General features: G+C 42.0%; 14 protein-coding genes. 3 read left to right on the top strand and 11 right to left on the bottom strand.

The genetic code is table 11. The features are described from left to right. Nucleotides 1-216 precede the first annotated feature (216 nt). Complete coding sequence (locus DXB54_RS01125; protein WP_118694006.1) at nucleotides 217-2700, top strand: GH36-type glycosyl hydrolase domain-containing protein; 2484 nt, start codon at nucleotides 217-219, stop codon at nucleotides 2698-2700. 191 nt (nucleotides 2701-2891) lie between these two features. Here DXB54_RS01125 and DXB54_RS12135 read toward each other — a convergent pair whose 3' ends face one another. The 3 genes from DXB54_RS12135 to DXB54_RS01140 form a co-directional block, all read right to left on the bottom strand. Continuing rightward, nucleotides 2892-4670 (bottom strand): YARHG domain-containing protein, encoded by a 1779-nt coding sequence (locus DXB54_RS12135; RefSeq protein WP_118694007.1) that lies wholly within the window; start codon nucleotides 4668-4670, stop codon nucleotides 2892-2894. A 172-nt stretch (nucleotides 4671-4842) separates the two neighbouring features. Then, entirely contained in the window at nucleotides 4843-5598 is a 756-nt protein-coding gene (locus tag DXB54_RS01135) for a M23 family metallopeptidase (RefSeq protein ID WP_118694008.1), read from the bottom strand. Between the two features lie 198 nt (nucleotides 5599-5796). Then, the gene (locus tag DXB54_RS01140; RefSeq protein ID WP_118694009.1) at nucleotides 5797-6972 is read right to left on the bottom strand and encodes a SpoIID/LytB domain-containing protein; all 1176 of its coding nucleotides are present in this window, start codon (nucleotides 6970-6972) and stop codon (nucleotides 5797-5799) included. Nucleotides 6973-7349: 377 nt separating this feature from the next. Here DXB54_RS01140 and DXB54_RS01145 point away from each other — a divergent pair, with 377 nt between their 5' ends. Then, complete coding sequence (locus DXB54_RS01145) at nucleotides 7350-7565, top strand: cold-shock protein (RefSeq protein ID WP_021938172.1); 216 nt, start codon at nucleotides 7350-7352, stop codon at nucleotides 7563-7565. A 176-nt stretch (nucleotides 7566-7741) separates the two neighbouring features. On the opposite strand, the gene phnX is transcribed toward DXB54_RS01145, so the two are convergent. From phnX to DXB54_RS01180, 7 genes are all read right to left on the bottom strand, one after another. Further along, complete coding sequence (gene phnX / locus DXB54_RS01150) at nucleotides 7742-8572, bottom strand: phosphonoacetaldehyde hydrolase (protein ID WP_330426325.1); 831 nt, start codon at nucleotides 8570-8572, stop codon at nucleotides 7742-7744. 71 nt (nucleotides 8573-8643) lie between these two features. Further along, nucleotides 8644-9744: a 2-aminoethylphosphonate--pyruvate transaminase gene (phnW, locus tag DXB54_RS01155; RefSeq protein WP_118694010.1), complete on the bottom strand. Its 1101-nt coding sequence runs from the start codon at nucleotides 9742-9744 to the stop codon at nucleotides 8644-8646. A 139-nt stretch (nucleotides 9745-9883) separates the two neighbouring features. After that, nucleotides 9884-12526, bottom strand: a complete 2643-nt coding sequence (locus DXB54_RS01160) for an extracellular solute-binding protein (protein ID WP_118694011.1) — start codon at nucleotides 12524-12526, stop codon at nucleotides 9884-9886. A 12-nt stretch (nucleotides 12527-12538) separates the two neighbouring features. Further along, nucleotides 12539-13330 (bottom strand): ABC transporter ATP-binding protein, encoded by a 792-nt coding sequence (locus tag DXB54_RS01165; RefSeq protein ID WP_118694012.1) that lies wholly within the window; start codon nucleotides 13328-13330, stop codon nucleotides 12539-12541. 298 nt (nucleotides 13331-13628) lie between these two features. Beyond that, entirely contained in the window at nucleotides 13629-15920 is a 2292-nt protein-coding gene (locus tag DXB54_RS01170) for an ABC transporter permease (protein ID WP_118694013.1), read from the bottom strand. A gap of 48 nt (nucleotides 15921-15968) precedes the next feature. Further along, nucleotides 15969-16679, bottom strand: coding sequence for an ABC transporter ATP-binding protein (locus DXB54_RS01175; RefSeq protein ID WP_118694014.1), 711 nt, complete (start codon nucleotides 16677-16679; stop codon nucleotides 15969-15971). 243 nt (nucleotides 16680-16922) lie between these two features. Next, nucleotides 16923-17885 (bottom strand): beta-ketoacyl-ACP synthase III, encoded by a 963-nt coding sequence (locus DXB54_RS01180; protein WP_118694015.1) that lies wholly within the window; start codon nucleotides 17883-17885, stop codon nucleotides 16923-16925. Nucleotides 17886-18630: 745 nt separating this feature from the next. Between DXB54_RS01180 and DXB54_RS01185 the strand changes: the two genes are divergently transcribed. Beyond that, nucleotides 18631-19623 carry a TrmH family RNA methyltransferase gene (locus DXB54_RS01185; protein WP_021938176.1) on the top strand — a complete coding sequence of 331 codons (993 nt, stop codon included), beginning with the start codon at nucleotides 18631-18633 and terminating at the stop codon, nucleotides 19621-19623. A 108-nt stretch (nucleotides 19624-19731) separates the two neighbouring features. Here the strand turns inward: DXB54_RS01185 and DXB54_RS01190 are convergent, their stop codons facing one another. Beyond that, nucleotides 19732-21474 carry an acetyl-CoA carboxylase carboxyl transferase subunit gene (locus tag DXB54_RS01190; protein WP_021938177.1) on the bottom strand — a complete coding sequence of 581 codons (1743 nt, stop codon included), beginning with the start codon at nucleotides 21472-21474 and terminating at the stop codon, nucleotides 19732-19734.

The raw sequence follows: 21474 nt of genomic DNA on the forward strand, positions 1-21474 counted from the left end.
AAGATCCTGCTTGTACCAATTTACCAGTAATAACCGCATATCATCCAATAACCATTGTAGCATAATACGAAAATCGGTCTTAATTTCCCAGTTCCTTTGTTGTTTTTTATACTTTTATCATGTATAATAAATTCATATGGCTATGCAAAAGGGATAGATACATGTTCAGCCAATATTAAACAGTACATAATTAAGCGAAAGGAAGGTATAAGCTACATGAAATTTGGTTATTTTGATGATGCCAAAAAGGAGTATGTCATCACATCTCCTAGAACTCCTTATCCTTGGATCAACTACCTTGGAACTCAGGATTTCTTTTCACTCATTTCAAATACTGCGGGAGGTTATTCATTCTATAAGGACGCACGTCTTCGTAGAATCACAAGATACCGTTACAACAATGTTCCTATAGATATGGGGGGTCGTTATTTCTATATCAATGAGAACGGAACAATCTGGAATCCGGGCTGGTCACCAGTTAAGACAGAGCTTGATTCTTATGAGTGTCGTCATGGTATGGGTTACACTGTCATCACCGGTAAGAAGAACGACTTAAAGGCAGAGGTTACATTCTTCGTTCCTCAGAACTACGCAGGAGAAGTTCAGCAGGTTGTTCTTACAAATGAAGGCTCAGAGGAGAAGACATTCTCATTCTTCTCATTTGCAGAGTGGTGTCTCTGGGACGCACAGGATGACTGCACAAACTTCCAGAGAAACTTCAGTACAGGCCGTGTAGAGGTTGTCGGTTCAACTGTATACCACAAGACAGAGTACAGAGACAGACGTGATCATTTCGCATTCTACACAGTAAATGACGAAATCGACGGTTACGATACAGACAGAGACTCATTCATCGGTCTCTACAATGGATTCCACAATCCACAGGCAGTTGAGGCAGGCAAGGCTAACAACTCATTTGCAGATGGCTGGTCACCTATCGCTTCACACTACAAGAAGATCACTCTTGCTCCGGGCGAGACAAAGACTCTTGTATTCATCCTTGGTTACGTTGAAATGCCAGTTGACCAGAAGTTCGAGGCTGACGGCAAGACTATCAACAAGGTAAAGGCTCTTGAGATGATGGAGAAGTACAACACACCTGAGAAGGTTGCGGCAGGTCTCGCAGAGCTCAAGGCACATTGGGACAAGCTCTTAAGTATCCTCAATGTAAATACTCCTGATGACAAGGTAAACCGTATGGTTAATATCTGGAACCAGTATCAGTGTATGGTTACATTCAACCTTTCGCGTTCAGCTTCATACTTCGAGTCAGGTATCGGTCGTGGTATGGGATTCAGAGATTCTAACCAGGATGTTCTTGGTTTCGTTCATCAGATCCCTGACAGAGCAAGACAGAGAATCATAGATATCGCTTCAACTCAGTTCCCTGACGGTGGATGTTACCATCAGTACCAGCCACTTACCAAAAAGGGTAATGCAGATATCGGTGGTGATTTCTCAGATGATCCATTATGGCTCATCCTTTCAGTATCAGCATATATCAAGGAGACAGGTGACTGGGCAATCCTTGACGAGATGGTTCCATATGACAATGATATGTCACTTGCTAAGCCAATGCTTGATCACTTAAAGGTTTCATTCTACAAGATCGTTAATAACCTTGGACCACACGGACTTCCACTTGCAATGAGAGCTGACTGGAATGACTGTATCAACCTTTCATGCTTCTCAGATACACCTGGTGAAAGCTTCCAGACATATACAAACCCTAAGTTTGCTGCTGAGGGCGGCTACTCAAAGGTTGCTGAGTCAGTTATGGTTGCTACCCTCTTCACATATGCAGGTCCTAACTACGTTGCAATCCTTAAGCACCTTGGAATGGACGCTGAGGCTGAGGCTGCTCAGGCTGAGATCGATAAGATGAAGGCCAACATCATGGAGTCAGCTTGGGACGGCGACTGGTTCTTAAGAGCTTACGACGCAAACGGCGAGAAGATGGGTTCTAAGGAATGTGAAGAAGGACAGATCTTCATCGAGCCACAGGGCTTCGCTATCATGTCAGACATCGGTAAGGATCAGGGCTGCGATAAGAAGACTCTTGCTGCTATTGACGAGAGACTTAATACACAGCACGGACTTGTACTTAACAATCCAGCATTTACAAAGTACTACATCCAGTATGGTGAGATCTCAACATACCCAGGTGGATACAAGGAGAATGCCGGTATATTCACACATAACAATGCATGGATCATCTGTGCTGCTGCTTACGCAGGTGCCGGAGATCAGGCATTCAAGTACTACTCAGAGATCGCTCCTGCTTTCACTGAGGAGACATCAGATATCCACAAGACTGAGCCATATGTATATGGTCAGATGATCGGTGGTAAGGACGCTGGTTCAGATATCGGCAAGCCTGGCAACCACTTCGGTCAGGGTAAGAACTCATGGCTCACAGGTACTGCTGCTTGGAACATGGTAGCTATTTCACAGTACATCTTAGGTATCTCAGCAGACTTCGATGGTCTTAAGATCGATCCTTCAATACCTGCTGCCTGGGATGGACTTAATGCTACACGTCAGTTCCGTGGCGCAACATACGACATTAAGGTTACTAACCCGGATCACGTAAACAAGGGTATCAAGAGTGTTACTGTTGATGGCGCCGCTATCGACGGCAATGTCCTCCCTGTATTCGGTGATGGCAAGGCTCACAGTGTTGAGGTTGTAATGGGCTAATAAACTCATATAGAACTATAAAGCCGAGAGATAACTTCTCAAGGTAAAGGAAAACCCGGAAGCCAGATTTTAAAAATCTGTTTTCCGGGTTTTTTATAGCACCGAGGAAAATGCAACATTGGCATTTAATGACTGCCAATCAGCGGACAAAACCCGCAAATCGTGTTTTATCGCTGTTATGGTATATATAATTAGTAAGCTGAATATGTGGTGTGGTCATCCTCCACTATGTATAACTCTTTATTGTGGGAGCCTATGTATGTGTAGAAATCATAGGTTCTTCCCCCCATTACAACTCTGTAGTGGTTCATTGCCACCTTGGTAAATGCTCCGTCTGATATAATATTTCCGTCCTGATCAGTCTCGGTAAGTTCTCCCGAATAGCTGTCATAGGCCGTAAGGGTAAATCTTCTGTTGGTATCCGGTGTTTCATAGGTACACTCATAGTATGTAACATCATAATCATTCTGAATTATACTTTCATATACCTTTATAAACTCTATATTCTTAATCTCCACATCTGTAAGAAGCCCTGTGTCAAATTCATCAGGCTCATATATCCTCTTATACCATTCCTGTCCATCGAAATAATCCTGGATTTCCTTATCCTTAAAACCTCTTCCATGCCTTGCAAATATCTCGTTTCTTGCCAACATGAGATCATTTTCGCTCATGCCTGCAAGATCAGTGTCCACAAGATATCTTGTACTGCTGTAAGATATTATCTCTTTATTTTCCTTCTTCTGCTCGCTGTTCTTGGATTCTTCAGAAGCTTTCTCAGTGGTTGGCTCTGTCTTTGTCTGCTTCTCTACAGTATTAAGAACCTCCTGGCTCTGTCCGTTGACAATCTTAACTCCTGTATCATATGTTATCTTAAGCTCATTGCTGCCATTTACAGAGAAGGTTTCCTTGACATCGTCATTGTCATTATCACTGCCTATGTTATATCTGCCGTTTATATATATGGTAGTAGCATTATTACCGGTACACTTCACGCTCACGAGATTTTCATTTGCACTGATATCTATATTCCTTAGACCGTTTCCTGAACAATCAAGCTTGGTAAGCTCAGTGAACACATTTATCCCTGTAAGATCCTTTATTCCCTTCTGGGCTATCTGAAGCTCCTTGACTGCCTGAACCTCGTCATAGTTCAATCTGCCGTTTCCGTCTGTATCCACATAGTTCATAACATATTCCCTGAAATTAACGTCCTGAAAAGCATCTTTCACAACCACTTCCTGGAACTCCTCTGTTGATGCAGCTTCTTCTGTTGAAGCACTGTTTCCGTTGCCATTCTTATCACCTTTAAGGACCACATATATGATCAGACCACCTGATATCACCACAACTACCAGCACCATGAGGATACACCATAAGAGCATATTCCTGTTGCCATTTTTTCTTGGTGGCTCGTATTCATCATAGTCCCTCGAACCTGTAGGTTCATCATATGTCCGCTGGGATCTTGTGTACTCGGATCTTGTATTATATGTACGTCCCTGTGTGGTTGGCTGAGGGTCATATATCATCTCAGAGCTATCCGGTCCATTATATCCGTTTCCCGGTCTTGGCGGTTCAGGTATGTTATATCCCTGTCCAGGTCTCGGCGGCTCAGGTATGTTATATCCCTGTCCAGGTCTCGGTGGCTCAGGTGGCATATTGTATCCATTTCCCCCAGCCGGCTGCCTGTCAAATGACTGTCTGAGTCTTGACCGATCTGAAGGTGCGCCGTATGTCTGTGCAGCTACCGTCACCGAGTCCCGTGAATATCCCTGGGTTTCATCCGGCTCATAGTATCTGTTCTGCTGTTCATTATCTAAGAACACACCTCTGCCCAGATAATCTCCCTCTGTCATCATAGTATTAGTATCTTCTATTGTATTGCCACTGTTTAATATGGAACCACAGCATGGGCAGGTTCTTTCATTTCCCTGTAAGCTGTTTCCACACACACTACAATAAACCATCTCTTCCACCTCTCACATAATCATCAGCCTATAAATATTTTTTATCGCTTATTTCTTACATATTATACCATGCTGAAAAAATAAAAAAATAGCGCTTTTCACTTAATTATGCACTAAACCTGTCAGTTTATGCAATATATGTGAAAAGCGCAAATGGTATTTCTGCTATATATTAATTTATAAGACTTAAAGGATCCACAGGTGTGCCATCCTTTGTGATCTTAAGATAAAGTGCAGTGCCTTCTTCTGTATTGTATTTTGTAGGTGTGCTTAAGGTTGCCACAACATCTCCTGCCTGTACTGCTTCACCAAGGTGTGCCGTGATATCCTTTAATGATCCGTATGTTACAAGGAAGCCTCCACCCAGATCAATGGTGATATAATTTCCGATAACCGGGTCACTTCCCACATCTGTGATCTTTCCTCTGTAGCAGGCGATTATCTTGTCGTCTTCATTTCCCTCAATAAGCATTTCAGGGCTTACCTTATACTCATTGAGTGTCTCGTAGTATACTGTAGTATCCATTGAGAATTCTCTCACGATGTTTCCTCTGAGAGGCCACATAAGACTTTCGCTTCCATCGTAATTCAATACATACTCTGAATCATTCTCTGTCTTTCCCGTGGCTTCCTGTGTGTTCTTGCTTACTGCCGACTGCACTGCCTTTGACTGCTCAGTTTCAGCAATATAGCTTCTTCGGTCCCTTGATGTTTCTCCCATTGTATCCTCGTCTCCAAAATCGTAAGCTCCGAACTCTTCATCTGTTGTCTTCTCTGATACTCCTGTATCATCCCTCATCATTTTTGAGGTTTTGTCATCCCCACGTTTCTTTGCAAAAATAGCCACTATCCCCACAAGGGCGATCATTCCCACAATGAGAGATACGTAGAATATATTTTTTTGCACCGTACTAATAAATTTCTTCATAAATTATCACCTCAGTCATATTATTGACGGCAATATTTTATTTTATGCAGAGAATTTATTTTGTTATTACGTTATCCGGGCAATTATTTATTTCATATATTTTCTATTTCATGTGCTTTTTGTTTCACGTGCTTTTTTCATGTGCTTTCTATTTCATGTGTTTTTTTTACATATGTTTATTGTCTAATCCGGGAATCTTTACTGTGCCATATCAACTATATCCACATTGGCATAATATTTTTTTATGATCTCGTCGCAGGTTCTTCCCTGCCTTGCCATGGCTTCGCCTCCCCACAGAGACAGTCCCAGGCTGTTTCCCTTTCCTATGGTTATGATCCTGTAGCCGTCGTCCACCTGATCGATGTGGAAATTAGCCGACTGCAAGCCCATTACCCCTGCAAATGTCTGTCCTGTCATGGTCTTCCCGAATACATTTACATATTTTACAAATCCATGCTCCGTGGCTTCTAATATATTTATCTCATTCTCCTTATTGGTATTTTTATCCACGTTATCGGCACTGCCTTTTTCTGTAGTCTTGTCACCTGCTGTTGTTTCTCTTCCATTTTCTGCTTTTGTTTCATCGTCTGCAGATGAGCTATCTTCATTTGTCCCTGATGTGTCCTTGCTGTAATCAACATATGCTGCCGGGTTCTGTTCACAATACAGGTCACACAGCTTCTTTATGCGGAGTCCGTCAACCACCTGTGTAACAGAAAATCCATCACAGGTAATGTCCTCCTTGCTGTCGGTGCCCTGAAGATAAGGGATTTCCTTGCCATATATCTCCTGTGCCGACACAGTCTGTCCCACACTGACCTGATGATATACCGGCACTATGAACATTCCCTCATAGCATATTACCTGTCCCTTGGTGGCAAGCACTGCACTGCACAGCCTGTTCATATATGTATAATAGCTTCCGCCCCATTTGTCCATAAGCTCCGACTTGTCATACCTTACCTCAGTGAGACTGTCCTCATTTACCAGGCAGCTTCCGTTCCTTATAAGATTGTACATTGCACTGTCGGTTCCGGTGGCTACCTCAAGGCCTGTCTCTCCACCCTCCTCAGCGTAAGGGCTCTGGTACACCAGCTCCGGGTACATCTCCCCATATATGGAAGTCCTCATTATTATTGCCATGGTCTTAAGCATTTCGTCATCCATGCCCATATCCACAATCCCCGGAAGACAATACACCAGATATTCCTCCACATCCATCAGGGCATAATCATTTCCCTCAAATATACTTACCGACTTTCCTGTCTGGACATTCTCCAGGGCAGTGATGTTTTTATTTCCCTTTATCCTCATTACCTGCCACATAATATATGGAACCGCAATAAGACTGACCAGCAGAATAACGACTCTCATGAACCTCTCCAAGCCACAGCCCCCTTATCTTTTATCTGCACTTAGACAACCCTGATATATGTATATTCCGGCACAAAATAAATATGATAATCAGTCCACATATAAGCTCATTACTTTCTTGACAAATGACCTAAACAAAAGTATTATGTGAATGTATTCAAGGTTAGTTTACTGTGAACACGTTTTCCGATAAAATCAGGCTTTTGTTCAATGTCGGGATCGTAGTTTTTTATTTGTTCAAGGGGCATATATAAACGATGACATATCGTCATGGGAGATTTGATTTATTGGGTACATCGTGCAGGTATATGAAAGTCCAGTACATGCATAAACATGGCATATCTGTCATGCAACTAATTTTTTAGGAGGTACCCGAAATGAATAACGGTACAGTTAAGTGGTTCAACGCAGAAAAGGGATATGGTTTTATCTCAAATGACAATGGTGGAAATGATGTATTCGTTCACTTCTCAGCTATTGTTGGTGACGGTTACAAGACTCTTGTAGAAGGTCAGAAGGTTACTTATGATGTAGAGGCTGATCCTAAGGATGAGAGCAAGTCACGCGCAACAAACGTAGTTGTTGTTAAATAGTTTCCTGACTGATAAGGGGACAAGGCAAGTAGAGCCTACATAACGAAACATATTTTTGCTTCGTCATGTGGGCTCTTTTATATTATATAAAAACAACTTTAAGCTCTGCCTCACAATATTTTAAAAACACAGCGAAGCAGGCGTATACAAATATATTGTGTAATCTCCTGTCAACTTTAATCAAGCACGAGAGCCGGCAGCTCACTTAAATTCATGATAACCTTATCGGCACCGGCAGCGAGAAATCTTTCCTTTACATGGTGCGCTCTTATGTCTCTTTCCACATCACTTAAGGCCTCATACTCTGCCTGTGTAAGTCCAAGCTCTGAGCTTCCCTCAATGACCCCTACAGACAGCACTCCGGCGTTCTTTCCTTCCTTTATATCTGATACTGTGTCACCTACCTTCACCACCTGGTCAACACTCTGTATCTTCATGGCTGCCATGTTCTTAAATATCATGTACGGATAAGGTCTTCCCATTCCCTCTACGGAGTCCGGGCTGAACCAGAAGTCCGGTGCATATCCGTTCTCCTTCGCCTTTGGCACGACTATATCCATCATCTTATCGGTATAGCCTGTGGTGGAGCCGATCTGTATTCCATTTTTTCTTAAAGTGTCCACAGTCTCAAGCACATATGGTTTCACCTGGGTATATCCATCCAGGATCGCCAACAGCTTTCCCTCAAACTGAGCGTAAAGTGCTTCAACATCATCCTCTGTCCAGTATCTGCCGTATTTATCTCTCCATAATCCGGATATCCTGTCCATCTTAAGCATTGTTCTTATGTGATCCTTCTTCAACATTCCCATCGGCTCACGAACCTCATCCATGGTTGGAGCTATTCCGAAATGCTTAAACACCTCTACAAATGCCTGCACCGGGGCGAAACATCCATAGTCCACTGTGGTTCCCGCCCAGTCCAAAATTACTGCTTTATATTTTCCCATTTTTATCTCACTATCCTTCCAGCGATCATTTATCCTCGCCTGCTCTACATCATCCACCGGCATTTCACCATCTGGCTTTTATCCGGCATACTCACATCATCTGCCGGCATTTCACCGGCAAGCTCATATTATCTTCCACTCTTTCCCTGCAGAAATTCCTTTATAAGCCCTGCCACTTTGAGGATATCCTCCTGATAGATCTCGCCGATATTTCCTATACGGAAGGTATCTGCCTCAGTTACCTTACCCGGATAAATGGCATATCCGCGTTCCTTGATATACTCATACATTTCATTAAATGAGAAGTGAGCGTCCTCAGGATAATAGAAGGTTGTGATGATCGGTCCCTGATGGGTTTCATCAATGTATGGCTTGATACCAAGCTCCTTTAACTCCTTAATGAGAAGCTTATTGTTCTCTGTGTATCTTCTGTTACGGGCTTCTATTCCGCCCTCCTGCTCCAACTCCCTGAGTGCCTGGGCAAATGCCAGTACCACATGTGTAGGTGAGGTAAATCTCCACTTTCCATCAATCTTCATGGTTTTCCACTGATCATACAGATCAAGAGACAGGCTTCTCGCCTTTCCCTTACATTTCTCAAGCTCATCAAGCTTTGCAATGACAAATGAAAATCCCGGAACACCCTGGATACATTTATTTGCACTGCTGATGATGAAGTCAACGCCCCAGTCAGCCACCGGGATATCTACTCCTCCGAAGCTGCTCATGGCGTCCACGATCATAACTCTTCCCTTTGACTTAACAACCTTTGCAACGGACTCAATATCGTTAAGTATGCCTGAGGTGGTCTCACTGTGCACCATTGACACATGGGTTATGTCAGGATCTGCGTCTAATATCTCGGCAACCCTGTCGGCACTTGGCACCTTGTCATATGCCTGATGATATATCTTATAGGTAATCCCTGCATGACGGGCTATATCTTCCATTCTTTCCCCGTATGCACCATTTGCACAGATAAGTAGCTTGTCCTCCGGACCTACCGAACTGGTGATGACAGACTCAACCCCGAAGGTACCGCTGCCCTGCATAAGGACAGCTGTGTATTCATCCTCTGATACATGGGCAAGCTTTAAAAGCTTTGAACGTATCTCCTGTGTGATCTTCTTGTAATCGTCGTCCCAGGTACAATGATCGAACAGCATTTCCTGCTTTACTGTATCTGTGGTCGTAAGCGGACCTGGTGTTAATAATTTGTATGTATTCATAATAATTCCTCTTTCCTATTGAACATCAGCCCATTTAAAATTTGCCTTCGGCAAAGGGCTGACGCTGCATGTCAAGTTTTCATATAAAACTTGACACAATCTCTAACCTCAGCCGATTAAAATTTTGAAACTACTGACTTTATTTACATTCTTCTGATAATGCCTGGTGCTTCTTTAATAGATCGACTGTGAGCTTCTCAGGGAAGGTCTTAGGATTTCCTGACTTGTTCGCACTGTCCTCTGCCTCGCCCTTATACAATGGGATTGGGTAGTACTTAAGAAGATCTTCTCTGCCGTTCTTGATGATACACTCTGCCATCTTCATTGCCTCCGGATTGCTCTTATCGCCCTTATCTACAACCGCAACTGACTCTGTAAGGGTGAAGTTACCCTCCTCAGGATCTACATAGTCAATAGGAAGTCCTGCCTGCTTGTCAGCAACTGCCTGCTGACGAAGACCAAATCCGATAGCAACCTCTCCGGCACGGACCAGCTTAAGAGGACCTGAACCTGACTCCTCAAGATGATCGCCGGCATTCTTGTAAATACCCTTAAGAACGTCCTTGGCTCCGTCTTCTCCGTACTCTGATATAAGTCCCTGAACTAACAGCCATGCTGTTGATGAAGATGCAATATCTGTAACTGATATCTGTCCCTCGTACTTACTGTCTGCAAGATCCTTGAGAGATGTAGGCATATCCAGATTATTCTCCTTCATAAGCTCAGTATTTACAATTATTGTTCCTTCCTGGGCTGTTATAGGTGTACAGTAAGATGGATATTCATCAATTGCATTAGTGTCGAAATCAAGATCCTTGAACATCTTCTTTTCATCCTGGGCACTCTCTACATAGAAGGTACTCATTGTAACAAGGTCAGCCTCTATATTGCTTCCCTCAGCTAACAGCTTTCCTCCAAGCTCTGAGGTTCCAAAGGTCTGTATTATGTATTTGTCCTTGTAACCATTGTTGTCAAGTGCATTCTTCATAGCCTCAATAGCTTCATCATCTGCATTAGAGTAAATTATTACCTGCTCATTCTTTGCACTCTTTCCTGCACATCCACTTGCTGTCAGCATGGAAATTCCAAGCACACCTGCAAGCATCATCGCTGTCACTCTCTTAAATCCTCTGAATCTGTTCTTCTTCATTTTTCTTCTCCCTTTGAGTAGTTTTTTATTTGCCAAAAGCTGAAATACAGCCTTTACCAGTAAATTTGTCACAAGCATCAGCAACGAAAGCACAAACACCTCGTTAAACTTGTTATAATATTGAAATTCCTTTATCTTGGTAGTTATGACCATGGTTCTTGCACCTGCAATAAATATTACAGCGCTTACAGTCACCATTGAATTTATGAAATAGTAGCTGAATACTTCCATAAGGCTTGAGAATGCATTCGGCGTCACAACTCTTACGATAGTTTTGACCCAGCTGTCTCCCATCAGCATAGCCGTAGTCTCCCATGATGCGTTCATCTTCTGAAGAGAACTCTTCATCATCAGGTATGGCGTTGAGAAAAAGTGGATCACGTTGCATATGATTATTATTGCAAATGTACTCTGAAGTCCTGTTCCTGAAAAGCAGAACAGAAAAGCAAGTCCCAGAACCATTCCAGGTATGGTGTTGGTCACCAGAGCAATTCCCTCTATGACCTGCTTCAGCTTGCTGCTCACCTGGCTTCTGGCAGTAACAATAGCTGCGCCATATGCCACCAGCGTTCCAATCAGGGCAGTGATCAATGCCACAAATACGGAATTCTTATATACCATGGACAGTGCGCTGTCATCTAACACAGCCTTTACATGATTTAGAGAAAAATTCAGGCTGTAAGGCCAGTCCTGTACGAATGGTATGATGAATATAACTGCAAATATAGATATAACACCCATACATACAGCTATTCCAACGACGGAACATATAACATCTCTCACCCGGTTTCTCTTCAATTCCATTGTTGATATTTTGTTGTATCGTATATTGTATCTGTCTAAAAATCTAAGCAGCAGAATACTGAACACTGATGGTATCAGCATGGTCATCGCCACAACGCTTCCCTTATTGAAATCCGGTACACTCCCTAACATCTGGGTGTAGAGGACGCTGGCTATTACATTGTATTTGCCTCCTACAGATGCCGGAATACCAAAGTCCGTGAAGCATAAAAAGAACGACTGGACAAAAGATGCAGCAAGAGTTCCCATAAGGGGGCGGAATACTGTCATGAAAAACCTACTTAATGCATTATCACCCATAAGCCCTGACACAACCATGAACTTCTTATCTATATATCCCATAGTATTGTTTATAAGCATGAACGAAACCGGAAGCGTGTATATGACATATCCTATCAGCAGTCCATTAAATCCATATATATCAAACAACTGTCTTCCAAACAGCCTCGTAAGAAAGCCCTGTTTACCGAAGGAATATATTATCGTAAATCCATATGTAAGTGTCGGAAGAAGCATAGGCAGAGCAGCCACAGCTCTGATCAGCTTCTTGATGATCCCCGGTGTATCTGAATAATGTATGATGTATGCCAGCATAAAGGCTATAAGAGTTGTTACCAGCGCACTGACACCAGCAACCTTGAAGCTGTTGCCCAGAGCTGTAAAAAAGCCCTTGCCTGTCATAACTGTCTTGTAATGCTCCATGGTAAGCCCGCCGGAACCGAGCACTGATTTAAGCAGAAGTCTCACCACAGGATATATCAGAAATCCAGCGAACAGCATGCTGATAACTATGAATATCAGTTTGATCTCTTTGTTTTTTCCTTTCATCTGCACATCCTCTTATATTGCGTATCTTTCAGTAGTATTGACCGGATTTCTCAGTACATCTGAAACGGCAAATAATGAGTAGATATTATTTTTCTTGATCTCCAGCTGCCTAAGTATAAATTCCTTTACAAATTCATTTTCCGGTGTCTTCACTATCTCAGCAGGCTTGCCATACTGGGAGATCATTCCCTCGTTTATTATCATTACATGATCTGACAGGGTAAGCGCCTCCTCAGGATCATGAGTTACTATGATCGTAGTAAGATGAAACTCTCTTGCCACGGTTTTTATTTTTTCCTTGATAGATTCCTTGATGACTCCGTCAAGAGCACTCAACGGTTCATCAAGAAGCAAAATCTTAGGTTTCATCACAAGCGTTCTTGCCAGTGCAACCCTCTGCTTCTGTCCACCTGATAATTGATCTATCTTCTTGTCCAGATGCTCCCTAAGACCCAGCAGATCTATAAGATCCTGAACCTCCTCCTTTGATGAGATGTCAGGATTGTTGCGAAGTCCATACATAATATTCTTCTCAACATTAAGATTTGGAAATAGGGCATAGTCCTGAAATACAATGTTAAAGCCTCTCTTCTCCATTGATACGTCAGTAATATCCTTTCCATTAAATATGATCCTGCCACTGTCTGCATCAGTAAGTCCCAGTATGAGATTTAACAATGTAGTCTTGCCACATCCTGATGGTCCCAATATTGATACGATCTCTCCGTCCTCTATTTCGAGATTTATATCATTAAGAATGGTCACACCGTCATAAGATTTCTTCACATGTTCCAGTTTCAGCATTTTATTCTCCTCAACTTTCTGAATCTTCATTTATATATGATCTGTTTCTCAACCACTTGTTAAAGTTTATCATTCTGATTTTTTCCGGCTATCAATTTGTTCTGATATTTATGTAACATTTCAGTAAAAATTTTTTAAAACGGATTTCTTTGCATGCTTTTAATGTCATATAGAAATTTGTGCAAGCACAATTTCTGCATGACGAAAAAAGACCATATAATCCATGGCGGCACACTTCCATATGCGCCACCAGGACTATATAGTCTCTGTCCTGTCCAGTCAGTTTTTTACTTTTAGTCTACTCTACATTCTTCAATGCCTCGTCCATAGGTATACTCTTGATCTTCTTCATCTGGGTAAGCTGAACCAGAAGGAATACTACAAGAGATATGACGATCATCAACGGATATATATATGGTGCTATATAGCAGTCCATATAACCACTTACATAATTTGCCATCATGGCTGAAAATATAGGCTTGATGGTAGCAGCAGATATAAATATTCCAATGAGAGTTGAGATTATTACCACCCATACATTTGCAGTCATATACAGACCATTGATCTCACGGTTGGTGTAACCTAATATCTTGGTCATGGAGATGGAATTTGTATTCTTCTCTATGATTATCTTGGTAAGCAGATATACCATCAGTGCAAACAGCAGCATAGCAAATACGTTAAACAGCTGGAACATGCTTCCCATGGAGGTTTCTAACTGTCTGGAGGCCTTTGTCATGGCTGCTTCGTCAATAATACTGAGCACATAACTGCTGTCTATATCATCAAGGGGCTTATCTGAAAAATATCCTGTAAAGTATTCTTCATCAACATCAAATACGCTTCTGAAATCTTCGATAGGCATGAATACTGATATAGTTGAAGGATAGTAATATGTTCCGGAAACCTTAAAGCTGTACTTGCCATCCTCATACTCGTCCTTAAGTTTTATGGTGTCACCCACATCAATTCCATACTTCTTGGCATATCCTTCTGAAATATAAATATCGCCTTCCTTCATATCCTTCTTGAAATATCTGCTGTCAGGTGATATTCCATATACAGTAACTTCTTCCTCATTGTCATCGTCTATGACAACCGATGATGCCGCATACTTCTCTGCCCCTTCACTCTTAGTTTCAACCGGTGTCTTAAGGAGATACTGCTCCTTACATATCATGGTATCTACGATTTCTTTCTTATAATGATTTAATAATGGTGTCATCATAAGTCCAAACAGCAGCAGCACATCAGCAAAGAATATTCCTGCAAATAATGTAAGGTAGCTGGATATGTTCTGCAGTATTATTCTTATCCTGAACCTGTTCATGAATTTAAAATGAGGAAGCTTCACAGCTTTCTTTCTCTTGGATTTTGTCATGTCCTTTCTTATCATCTTAAGTGGACTCATCTTAAGCTTTGTGCTTATCACCAGTGCATTTATGATCACAAGCATTGCAAATGGTGCAACGGTTGTAAGCAGGAATACAGTAAGATTAAATTTAGTCACGTATGTTGTAAGACTGTAGCTTCCATAATAAGCCATTTCGCCCACCTTTTTCATACATGTATATCCAAGGACATTTCCAGTTACACAGGCCGCAAGTCCAACCAGAACCGGCAGAGTCATGTAATGCCTTAAAAGCTCACTTTTCTTGTATCCTGATGCTCTTAAGGTTCCTATAACTGTAGACTCCTTAAGGATAGTGTTGTTTGTTGTCACTGCAAATACAAACGCCATGATAACCATAACAATATAAAGCAGTGTAAACATCATAACAGTATCGCCGCCAAGATCATCTCCGGTGAAATTGATGGCTCTGTTCTGATATCTTGGAATATATATATCTAAGCTGTTACCTGTGGCATATATCTTTCCTACTATATTCTCAAGAAAATCATCCGACATTACCTTTTCTGCCTTCTTGTCAGCCGGCTCATTCTCATACTGCCATGCATAATTGAATACTTCCTTGGACTCATCAAGACTGTCATAGGCATTTTCTGTTGTAATACCTACTGTGAACAGCAGTGAATCAAACATTGTATCGTTGTTGTCCTGGAACAGACAGCTGTAATCAGGAAATGCTGTATATCCTGTAACCTTGAAATCAGTGCCATCAACTGTTATGGTATCACCAACCTCGATTTCATTATTGACAGCATACATTCTGTCTATGGCAATCTCATCATCTGTCTCTGCCAGGCGTCCCTTCATGATGCATATCTTATTCATCACATCTCTGTTTTTATATAATCTGATGGTTCTGATCTTATCATCAGGGCTCTTGCCGCCTGCCTCCGGTGTGGTATCAAGGTTCTTGTAATAATCACTGATCATGGTGACCTTGTTGTCTTTCTCTATATCTGATATAAGTTCATCAGACAGCTCTTTAGCGACAGTAAAATGTCCCCATTCCACATTATATTTTTCAAAGCTGTTATCATAGGCTATCTTCATGCTTGATGATGCAACTGTAAAACCGGATATAAGACCTATTGTTGCAGTCATGAAAATGAATATGACAAGATATTTGCCTATTTCTGCTTTAAATTCTTTAAATAATCTTTTCCTTAAAGGGTTTTTCATTTAAAATCTCCTATCATTCTATTAAACTCCTGCAATGTGCTTCTTTCTCTACCAATCCAGATCTTCGGCAGATACCTTATGTTCATTTACATCATTGTGGCGTACGGCACCATCACGAAGCTTGATAACCCTGTCTGCCATATTCTTAATTGCGTCGTTGTGTGTTACCATTATGATGGTGTTGCCATACTTCTTATTTACATCTTCAATAAGCTTGAGGATCTCCTTTGATGTCTTGTAATCAAGAGCACCTGTAGGCTCATCACATAAAAGGATATCTGGATTTTTTACCAGTGCACGGCCGATGGAGGTTCTCTGCTGCTGACCACCTGACAGCTGGTTCGGCAGCTTATGTCTATGCTCATAAAGACCAAGTGTCTTAAGTATGTCGTCCACGTCCAGCGGGTCATCACTTAAATATGCCCCCACCTCAACATTTTCCTTAACATTAAGATTAGGTATCAGATTGTACATCTGGAACACATATCCCAGGTGCTTACGTCTGTATAATGTAAGTGTCTTCTCGTCCATGTCTCCGGTCTTCTCACCACCTATTGACACGTATCCCTCATCTGGTGAATCGATGCCTCCGATGATATTTAACAATGTGGATTTACCTGAACCTGACGCTCCGAGAAGTACGCAGAACTCGCCTTTGCTGATAGTGAAATCCACTCCCTTTAACACTTCAGCTCTGCTGTCACCACTACCGAAGCTCTTTTTGATGCCACTTACCTTGATAAATTCATTATTATCCATATATGTCCTCCCATTTATTTAAACGCTTGCTTAATTGTTCATATGATTAAATAGCACATATTAATATGATTGTCAATAAGATAAGACGGATATTTGGCTTGGTGGTAAATATTATCATTTAAGGCTGATTTTCAGCATATATTGCTACAAAAGCTGCAATAAAAAAAGACTGCACAGACTTAATCACCACATCTGATATGTGTCACTAAGTCTATACAGTCTCTCAGATCAACTGATCATGTATTACCATTCAATTATCGCTGCCGCATATGTAAGTCCTGCGCCAAAGGCTGAGACAGCCACCTTGTCGCCTCTCTTTATACCCCTCTCTCTCACCAGTTCGTCAAGCATTACCGGAACACTGGCTGCCGACATGTTTCCTGTATAGTCGAGGGTCATAGGAAACTTCTCGATCGGTGCCTTAAGGCGCTTGGCAACAGACTGGATTATCCTTACATTTGCCTGGTGGAGCACAAAGTAATCAATATCTTCCGGAGTCATGTCCGCCTTCTCTAACGCTTCAAGAAGACATTTCGGACACTGTCTCACGGCGAATTTATATACCTCCTGACCATCCATATGAAGGAAGTCCGGCTCAATCTCCCCCTGGACAAATACATTATTTGTCTTTCTTGCACGACAGTTAAGCACCATGCCCTTCTTGCCAATGGAGCCCTGGACGATATTTATGATACCCATATCGGACTCTTCAAGATATGCCGCACCTGCTCCGTCTCCGAACAGTACGCAGGTTCCTCTGTCATTCCAATCCATTATTTTTGAAAGGGTTTCTGCCCCTATGACCAATGCATTCTTTGTATATCCGGTTTCGATATACATTTTTGCTGTATTAAGGGCAAATACAAAACCAGAACATGCCGCATTCACATCAAAGGCAATGGCATTATCTGCGCCGATCTCCGCCTGAACTTGACATGCAACTGATGGTGTGTAGTAATCCGGTGTAACTGTTGCAACAATAATAAGATCAACCTCCGATGCATCTCTGCCTGCCATCTCAAGTGCTCTTCTGGCTGCCTCCGATGCCATGCTGGTTGTGGTTTCTTCTATGGCTATCCTTCTCTTCTTAATACCTGTCCTTGATGATATCCACTCATCTGAAGTATCAACATACTTCGCCAGTTCGTCATTTGTTACTTCCTTCTCTGCCAGGCAACTTCCTGTTCCGATTATCCTTACTGCCATTTATCTCTTTCTCCTCATTCTCTGTGTATAATTTATATCCATACCTTCCTATTCAACTTTAAAATCCAGTTGATTTCATTAAAAATACACCTTATAGTTAAATTAACTACATGTAATAGCTTGTTGTACCATGAGACGTAGTATAGATAATCGACATTTTCTATCAAAATGTCTATCTTGTTTATTATATCAGATATTTGGGGATTGTAAAGTATGGAATGGGGGGATGACATTTTGATTGGAACTAGCCGAAAATCAAATGAACTCCAGTAGCCCGGTTGAGAATTGACTTGTTTTTGCACTTTTCTATTTTAGGGCACGCTATTTTATTGGTTTTTTTGACTTGTTTTGTCTTCCGCTATTTTTAGGTCAATTTTTTTTGTCATTTTTCATGACTCATTTTGGAATATTTCAAATTCAGGTCATTTTTCCACGCAGTTTTTCTTGACTTGTTTAAGAACATTTCAAATTCAAGTCATTTTCCCATGCAATTTTCCGTGACCTGTTTTAAAGCAATACAAATTCAAGTCATGAAACAACTTATTTTCCAGGCAACTCCAGAGTCTAATTCATATTGACAAATGTCCTTCTCTAAATATAAACTTATCCATGACATGCGGACACAAAGTCAAAATAATAAACACAATCATTATAATGAATTTTCCAAATGACGCACGCAAAATGCAAGCACGAAATCTCTTTGTGAGTCGTGTATTAATAGTTCAACTAATAAAAGGATAAAACAATGAGCGAAAATAAATTCAACAATATAACCGAAATCCGCGACTTCTCAGCCCCGGAGCTTGACGTATATGCCCGGCTTTCCGAGGTACAGTTGCTTAAATATTACGAGCCGAATGGCGGTCTTTTCATTGCAGAAAGCCCAAAGGTCATAACCAGAGCACTGGATCTTTCTTACGAACCGATATCAGCACTTATTGATACGAGGGATATTGAGGGCGAGGGGCTTCCTGTTGTGCATAGACTTGAGGCTGAATATCCTGATGTGCCGATATATACAGCCAGTTCAGATATCCTCACCAGACTTACAGGGTTTAAGCTTACAAGGGGAATGTTGTGTGCCATGAAACGAAATCCTCTTCCAACTGCTCATGAATTGTGTGCCGGTGCAAGAAGAATTGCAGTTCTTGAGGATGTGGTAAATCCTACAAATATGGGTGCCATAGTCCGATCTGCTGCCGCCTTGAACATAGACGCGATCCTGCTGACTCCGGGCTGTACTGATCCTCTGTATCGAAGAGCCATACGGGTGAGCATGGGAACCATATTTCAAATTCCATGGACATACCTCACTACATCTGAATGTCAGAAATATGTTCCGAATATCACTGATTCTGCTGAACATGCGTCTTGCCATATTTCCAATAACCCTGGTGAACATGTACCTTGCCATATTTCCAATGCCCCTGGTGAACATGCCGCTTCATCATTTGCTGCTAATAAACCGAGCTGGCCGGAGGCAGGCATGGAATTTCTGAAACATGAGGGCTTCAAAACTGTTGCAATGGCTCTCAGGGACAATTCAAGAAATATTGATGACCCGGAGATCACATCCCAGAAAAAACTGGCTATCATCCTCGGCACAGAAGGAGAAGGTCTGTGTGACTACACTATTTCCCACTGTGATTATACAGTCATGATACCAATGTCCCACCAGGTAGACTCATTAAATGTTGCCGCAGCTTCCGCCGTAGCTTTTTGGGAATTGGGCAGATAAAAATATCCACGTCCCATATATCTCTATATGAAGCGTGGATATTTCTGCATATCAGTTTTCGTAAAACCAATATTTTATTTACCATTCAGGTCTTATACAATTCAAGTCTTACATTGCACGAAATCTCTTGTATCTGTCCTCAGCAATCTCCTCCGGAGTCATGCTGCTGTATTTCTCAAGAAATTCCTTGATATTCTTCTTAAGGTAAGCTCCGATGTATGGAACTGAAAGCTCATCTGCTCCGCCATACTCAGGTATTATCTGCTCGATGATACCTAATCCCTTGAGATCCTGAGCAGTGATCTTCATAACCTCTGCTGCCTCCTCGGCTCTGCTGCTGTCCTTCCATAATATAGAAGCATAGCCCTCCGGTGAAAGGATTGAGTATGTAGCATTCTCAAGCATCCATACCTGATTTCCCACTGCAAGGGCAAGAGCGCCGCCGCTTCCGCCTTCGCCGATAAGGATCGCAAGTACCGGCACCTTAAGAGATGACATTTCGTAAAGGTTTCTTGCGATAGCCTCACCCATACCTCTCTCTTCTGCTTCAAGTCCACAGAATGCACCAGGTGTATTTACAAATGTTATGATAGGTCTGTTGAACTTCTCAGCCTGCTTCATAAGACGAAGAGCCTTTCTGTATCCATCAGGAAGAGGCATACCGAAGTTTCTCTCCATACACTCTGCACTGCTGGCACCCTTAACCTGTGATATAACGGTTACAGGCTGACCATCTATATGACCGATACCACCTACGACAGCTCTGTCATCGTTCATGGTTCTGTCACCATGGATCTCTGTAAAATCATCACAGATGTACTTTGCATAATCAAGTCCTGAAGGTCTGCTCATCTGACGTGCACCCTTAAGCTTCTCCCATGGAGTCTTAGGTTCATCGGAAATAAGTCTTTCCTTAAGCACTTCACTTATATCAAACTTCTCTTCCTCATTTGTATTGAAGTTAGCATAGCCCTTTCTCTTCTTATGAGTAACGATAAGTCTGTACATTGTATCCTTAAGCTTATCCCTTGTTACGATGCCATCGATAATTCCGTGCTCCACAAGGAACTCTGATCTCTGAAATCCTGCAGGAAGCTCCTGTCCGATAGTCTGCTTGATAACTCGTGGACCCGCAAATCCAACAAGTGCACCCGGCTCACCGAGAATAATATCACCAAGCATTGCGAAGCTGGCTGTTACACCGCCGGTAGTAGGATCCGTAAGGATCGGCACATACAGAAGTCCTGCATCTGAGTGCTTCTTTATGGCTGCTGATGTCTTGGCCATCTGCATAAGAGATACAATACCCTCCTGCATTCTTGCACCACCTGAACAGCAGAATATAAATACAGGAAGCTCCTCTTCTGTTGCTCTCTCTACGGCCTTCACAATCTTCTCACCTACAACATAGCCCATGCTGCTCATAAGAAATCTTGCGTCACATACACCTACAACTGCCGGCTCACCATTGATAAGTGCCTTACCTATTGTTACAGCCTCTCTCAGGTTTGTCTTAACCTGGGCTGCCTTTACCTTGTCCTCATATCCCTCTGTATTAAGAGGATTTGAATATGGCATATCCTCGAACCAAGGCTCAAATGTCTTGCTGTCAGTTACCATCTTAATTCTGTTCTTGGTCTTTACACGGAAATAACTTCCGCACTCATAACAGATATATTTATCCTTAACTACTCTTGCCTTATCTAATTCCTTGCCACATTTAGGACATGTGACTGTCTCAGGCTTTGGCTCCTCCGCTACATTCTGAGCCTCGCTCTCAGCTTTTAATCTGGCTGCCTCCTTGGCCTTAGCCAACTCAGCGTCCTTTGCTTTCTTCTTTATAAATAACAT

Source organism: Coprococcus sp. OM04-5BH, assembly GCF_003482105.1.
In the GTDB taxonomy this organism is placed as follows: domain Bacteria; phylum Bacillota; class Clostridia; order Lachnospirales; family Lachnospiraceae; genus Coprococcus.

Bases quoted from the DNA above. Each gene is read 5' to 3' on its own strand.
- DXB54_RS01125 (WP_118694006.1), top strand. From the start codon at position 217: ATGAAATTTGGTTATTTTGATGATGCCAAAAAGGAGTATGTCATCACA.
- DXB54_RS12135 (WP_118694007.1), bottom strand. From the start codon at position 4,670: ATGGTTTATTGTAGTGTGTGTGGAAACAGCTTACAGGGAAATGAAAGA.
- DXB54_RS01135 (WP_118694008.1), bottom strand. From the start codon at position 5,598: ATGAAGAAATTTATTAGTACGGTGCAAAAAAATATATTCTACGTATCT.
- DXB54_RS01140 (WP_118694009.1), bottom strand. From the start codon at position 6,972: ATGAGAGTCGTTATTCTGCTGGTCAGTCTTATTGCGGTTCCATATATT.
- DXB54_RS01145 (WP_021938172.1), top strand. From the start codon at position 7,350: ATGAATAACGGTACAGTTAAGTGGTTCAACGCAGAAAAGGGATATGGT.
- phnW (WP_118694010.1), bottom strand. From the start codon at position 9,744: ATGAATACATACAAATTATTAACACCAGGTCCGCTTACGACCACAGAT.
- DXB54_RS01160 (WP_118694011.1), bottom strand. From the start codon at position 12,526: ATGAAAGGAAAAAACAAAGAGATCAAACTGATATTCATAGTTATCAGC.
- DXB54_RS01165 (WP_118694012.1), bottom strand. From the start codon at position 13,330: ATGCTGAAACTGGAACATGTGAAGAAATCTTATGACGGTGTGACCATT.
- DXB54_RS01170 (WP_118694013.1), bottom strand. From the start codon at position 15,920: ATGAAAAACCCTTTAAGGAAAAGATTATTTAAAGAATTTAAAGCAGAA.
- DXB54_RS01175 (WP_118694014.1), bottom strand. From the start codon at position 16,679: ATGGATAATAATGAATTTATCAAGGTAAGTGGCATCAAAAAGAGCTTC.
- DXB54_RS01180 (WP_118694015.1), bottom strand. From the start codon at position 17,885: ATGGCAGTAAGGATAATCGGAACAGGAAGTTGCCTGGCAGAGAAGGAA.
- DXB54_RS01185 (WP_021938176.1), top strand. From the start codon at position 18,631: ATGAGCGAAAATAAATTCAACAATATAACCGAAATCCGCGACTTCTCA.
- DXB54_RS01190 (WP_021938177.1), bottom strand. From the start codon at position 21,474: ATGTTATTTATAAAGAAGAAAGCAAAGGACGCTGAGTTGGCTAAGGCC.